The sequence below is a fragment of the Flavobacterium caseinilyticum genome (assembly GCF_004349085.1).
Lineage (GTDB): Bacteria > Bacteroidota > Bacteroidia > Flavobacteriales > Flavobacteriaceae > Flavobacterium > Flavobacterium caseinilyticum.
Window position 1 is genome coordinate 1 of sequence record NZ_SMFM01000017.1, and the last position, 4,448, is coordinate 4,448.

The 4,448-nt window shown below is 31.7% G+C and carries 5 protein-coding genes; all 5 read left to right on the forward strand.

Annotated elements, in window-relative coordinates; all coding sequences use genetic code 11:
- The first annotated feature begins 174 nt into the window (after positions 1-174).
- The 5 genes from E0F89_RS16890 (at position 175) to E0F89_RS16910 (ending at position 4,170) form a co-directional block, all read left to right on the forward strand.
- Positions 175-378 (forward strand): hypothetical protein, encoded by a 204-nt coding sequence (locus tag E0F89_RS16890; RefSeq protein ID WP_131910885.1) that lies wholly within the window; start codon positions 175-177, stop codon positions 376-378.
- A gap of 13 nt (positions 379-391) precedes the next feature.
- Positions 392-1,159, forward strand: a complete 768-nt coding sequence (locus E0F89_RS16895) for a metallophosphoesterase (RefSeq protein ID WP_131910886.1) — start codon at positions 392-394, stop codon at positions 1,157-1,159.
- Between the two features lie 81 nt (positions 1,160-1,240).
- Positions 1,241-2,251 (forward strand): MarR family transcriptional regulator, encoded by a 1,011-nt coding sequence (locus tag E0F89_RS16900; RefSeq protein WP_131910887.1) that lies wholly within the window; start codon positions 1,241-1,243, stop codon positions 2,249-2,251.
- Entirely contained in the window at positions 2,245-3,015 is a 771-nt protein-coding gene (locus E0F89_RS16905) for a hypothetical protein (RefSeq protein WP_131910888.1), read from the forward strand. The genes E0F89_RS16900 and E0F89_RS16905 overlap by 7 nt, the downstream gene beginning before the upstream one ends.
- Positions 3,016-3,066: 51 nt before the next feature.
- Positions 3,067-4,170 carry a restriction endonuclease subunit S gene (locus tag E0F89_RS16910; protein WP_131910889.1) on the forward strand — a complete coding sequence of 368 codons (1,104 nt, stop codon included), beginning with the start codon at positions 3,067-3,069 and terminating at the stop codon, positions 4,168-4,170.
- Positions 4,171-4,448 lie beyond the last annotated feature (278 nt).

Below are 4,448 nucleotides of genomic sequence, written 5' to 3' on the forward strand. Positions count from 1 at the left end.
TACCGTATTCCTAGAAAGGGATAAGTAGCTACTTATAAACAACTTACTCTTGCCGTTACAATAGAATTTAATTGCTTTTCTAATTTTACTCATGTCTGTTATTTTGTTTGCCATAATCCGTATTTTTTTAACGAATGTATGGTGCTAACAACATGAAAAAGTTAGTAGTTTTTAATGGTCAATTGTACCCCAAAATCAGGTGGTCAATTTGCACTGGAAAGTGGTGGTCAGTTTGCTCCGAAACTGGTGGTCAATTTACACTGGAATAGGGTGGTCAATTTGACCGGTTTTTCCACTAACATAATCGAACTCAAAAAGCAACTTACCGAAGTAGAAAACCAAATGGAAAACTATTTGAAAGAGTTGAATTTAATTTAATAAAACAAATGACATGCAAGTCAGCAAAATACAATACGCATCCGACCTACATTTAGAATTCCCTAAAAATAAGGAATTCTTTAATGCCAATCCTTTAGTTCCCAATGGAGATATATTGATTTTGGCAGGTGATATTGTGCCTTTTGCTGTTATGGATAAGCACCAAGATTTTTTCAGTTTCTTATCAGATAATTTCCAAATGACCTATTGGATTCCGGGTAATCACGAATATTATTATTTTGATGCAGCAACAAAGTCCGGAACTTTTTATGAAAAAATTCGAAGTAATGTGATCTTGTTAAACAATTCGGTAGTGCAACACCAAAATACCAAACTGATTTTTTCTACACTGTGGTCCAAAATTAGTTCTGCCAATCAGTGGAGTATTGAACGTGGTCTTAGCGATTTTCATGTGATTAATTACAACGGTCATAGGTTTACTGCTGATGATTATAACCATTTGCATACAGATTGTATCAATTTTATCAATCAAGAATTAAAAGTTAATGATGCTGATAAAACGATTGTGGTAACCCACCATGTTCCTACATTCAAAAAGTATCCTAAGATATATAAAAACAGTACTTTAAATGAAGCTTTTGCCGTTGAACTTTTTGATACAATTGAAGCGTCTAAGGTAGATTATTGGATTTATGGTCACAGTCATTACAATACAAAAGATTTTAAAATTGGTAATACGCAAATGCTAACCAATCAATTGGGTTATGTTCAGCGAAATGAAAATGAACATTTCAGTCCTATTAAATATTTTAATATTTGATTTTCAATATAATAAAGTTATATTAGCACAATAAAGTCTATCACTTTATTGATAATTTTTAACTTTATTAAAACATAGAGTATGAGCAAAGCAATTAATTACATCAACGAAACACTGGGCACAAATGCTTTAGAAAATCCAATCTCAAATAAGTTTTTGGGCAATTTACCTATGTATATTACCCAAGCATACAAACTTTATGATGCAATTCTTTTCGATAAAAACATAGTCTTGGTAGAGCAAATCAATCAGGATGATTTTAGTATTTTACAAACAGAGAAACATTTACAATTGATTAGAAATGGCATAGGCAAAACCGTTGTTTTAGTTTTAGAAAATCTGCAATCCTACAATAGAAAGCGACTAATTGAAAAAGGAATAAACTTTATTGTGCCTGATAAGCAACTTTTTTTACCGGAATTATTAATCAATTTGAATGAAAGTTATCCACAGGCAAAGACAAAATTAAAAAGCAAAAGTCTAATGCCTTCCTCTCAATTCCTATTACTATTTCATATCATTCACAAAAATAATAATTGGAAAATAGAAGGGCATTCATTCAAAGAAATAGCCAAGAAATTAGATTATACACCGATGGCGGTTTCGTATGCAGTTGATGATTTGAAAAATCATGAATTAATTGAAGTAACGGGTGAAAAAGAAAAATACATTAAATTCAATATACAAAGAAGCGAATTATGGCACATAGTAGAACAAGAAAACCTACTGTCAAACCCCGTGTTAAAAACGGTATTTGTTGATGAGTTGCCATACAGTGTATTTATGCTAAAAGCCAATGCATCGGCTTTACCCGAATATACTAGCATTAACCCGAGCAAACAACACTATTATGCCATTGATAAAAACAAGTTTTATGAATTGCAAAAAAGCAATGCTTTATTAAATGCAAATGATAGAGAAGGCAAATTTGCTATTGAAGTATGGAAATACAATCCAGTAACATTGCTAGACGAATTCCCCGTAAATAATGCGGTAGTAGATCCATTATCACTTTACCTTAGTCTAAAAGACAATCACGATGAACGAATAGAAATGGCTTTAGAACAAATAATAGAAAAATATACATGGTAGTAGGATTAGATACATTTAGCACACATTTCAAGGACTTTCAGGACAGTTATATCATCATTGGTGGAACGGCTTGTGATATTATAATTGAAGAAGCGGGGTTTGTTCCTCGGGCTACAGATGATATTGATATCATATTAATTGTAGAAGCCTTGTCGCCAGACTTTGTAATTAAGTTTTGGGAATTCATCAAACAAGGGCAGTATGCTATACAACAAAAAAACCAAGAGGAAAGAAACTGCTACCGTTTTGCGGATCCCGCTACTCCCAATTTTCCAAAACAGTTAGAGTTGTTTTGCAAAGTACCAGATGTGATTGATGCGAATGAAGATGCACATCTTACACCTATTCCTGTCGAAGAAGGATTATCCAGTTTGTCGGCTATTCTTTTGGATGAAGAATATTATGCCTATACCATCAAAAATAGTGAACAAAAAGACGATGTTCATTTCGCATTGCCCCACACGCTAATCTGTCTAAAAGCGTTTGCTTTTTTGAATAACACCGAGAGAAAAGCGAGTGGTCAAGCGGTACGGTCTGTGAATATAAAAAAGCATAAATACGATGTATTTAGAATGGTCTTGATGCTAAATGCGAATGATGTGTTCGAAACACCTGAAACCATAAAAGCTGATTTGCAAAGGTTTGCCGATGTCGTAAAAAACGAATTGCCTAATCCAGCCATTTTTAAGGACAATGGGTTTGGTAATCAAGATATGCAGGAAATTTTTAATCAGTTTGTGAAATCGTTTGACCTAAATCAATAAACCAAACAAGTAGCCAATCAATTTATTGGTTTCGTAAAATATAATTATATTATGATAAATAATACAGGATACAAACAAACTGCCATTGGCTTAATTCCTATTGATTGGGAAGTGAAAAAATTAGGGCAAATAGGTAATTTTCAAACTAGTAGTATTGATAAATTAATTAAACAAAATGAGGAATTGGTTTTTTTAATAAATTATATGAATGTATATAAGCACGAAACAATAAACAATTTAAGTGTCAAAAAATTTCCAGTAGTTTCAGCAAAAAAATCACAAATCGAAAGTTGTAATTTAGTTAAAGGAGACATATTATTTACGCCAAGTTCAGAGACACCAGATGATATTGGACATTCTGTTGTTATTTTTGAAGATTTGGAAAATACAGTATTCAGTTATCATTTAATGAGATTTAGACCAAAGGTTGACTTGAATATTTTGTATTCACATTTTTTCTGTAATAATCAATCGGTATTGAGTCAATTTACTAAGTATGCTACTGGTAGTACTAGATTTACTATTTCTATAAAAACATTTTCAAATATTATTGTCCCAATTCCACCACTCCTAGAACAGCAAAAAATTGCTTCAATATTATCTACTTGGGACAATGCGATAGACATAAATAAGAAAATTTTAAGAAATCTTGAAATCATTAAAAAAGGTATGACAATAAATGTTTTATCTGGCAAAATTAGATTTGAGACGTTTTTAAAGGATAATAAAATTAGTCATAGAAATGGTTATAGAATACCTGATGATTGGGAAATAAAAAATTTGTCATCTGTCTTGGAACAGGTTAAAAATCCAGTTAAACCAGAAAAAGATAAACTATACAAACAAATAGGTATTCGCTCGCATACAAAAGGTATTTTTTACAAGGAATCAGTAACAGGTCAAAGCCTTGGGAATAAATCCGTTTTCGCTATTGAACCTGATTGTTTTATTCTAAATATTGTATTTGCTTGGGAACACGCAATTGCAAAAACATCTATTGCTGAATTAGATATGATTGTATCGCATAGATTTCCAATGTATAAGCCATTAGCTTCAAAACTTGATTTAGATTATCTTTTATTTTTCTTTAAATCTAAAAAAGGTAAAGATTTATTGGGTTTAGCTTCTCCTGGATGGAAAAACCGGTCAAATTGACCACCACTTTCCAGTGTAAATTGACCACCAGTTCCGGAGCAAACTGACCACCACTTTCCAGTTCAAATTGACCACCTAATTTTGGGGTAAATTGATTATTAAAAACTACTGACTTTTTCATGTTGTTAGCACCATACATTCGTTAAAAAAATACGGATTATGGCAAACAAAATAACAGACATGAGTAAAATTAGAAAAGTAATTAAATTCTATTGTGAAGGAAAGAGTAAGTTGTTTATAAGTAGCTACTTATCCCTTTCCAGGAATACGGTAAAGAA

Coding starts and splice junctions, on each gene's coding strand:
- E0F89_RS16900 (WP_131910887.1), top strand. CDS start 1,241: ATGAGCAAAGCAATTAATTACATCAACGAAACACTGGGCACAAATGCT.
- E0F89_RS16895 (WP_131910886.1), top strand. CDS start 392: ATGCAAGTCAGCAAAATACAATACGCATCCGACCTACATTTAGAATTC.
- E0F89_RS16905 (WP_131910888.1), top strand. CDS start 2,245: ATGGTAGTAGGATTAGATACATTTAGCACACATTTCAAGGACTTTCAG.
- E0F89_RS16890 (WP_131910885.1), top strand. CDS start 175: ATGGTCAATTGTACCCCAAAATCAGGTGGTCAATTTGCACTGGAAAGT.
- E0F89_RS16910 (WP_131910889.1), top strand. CDS start 3,067: ATGATAAATAATACAGGATACAAACAAACTGCCATTGGCTTAATTCCT.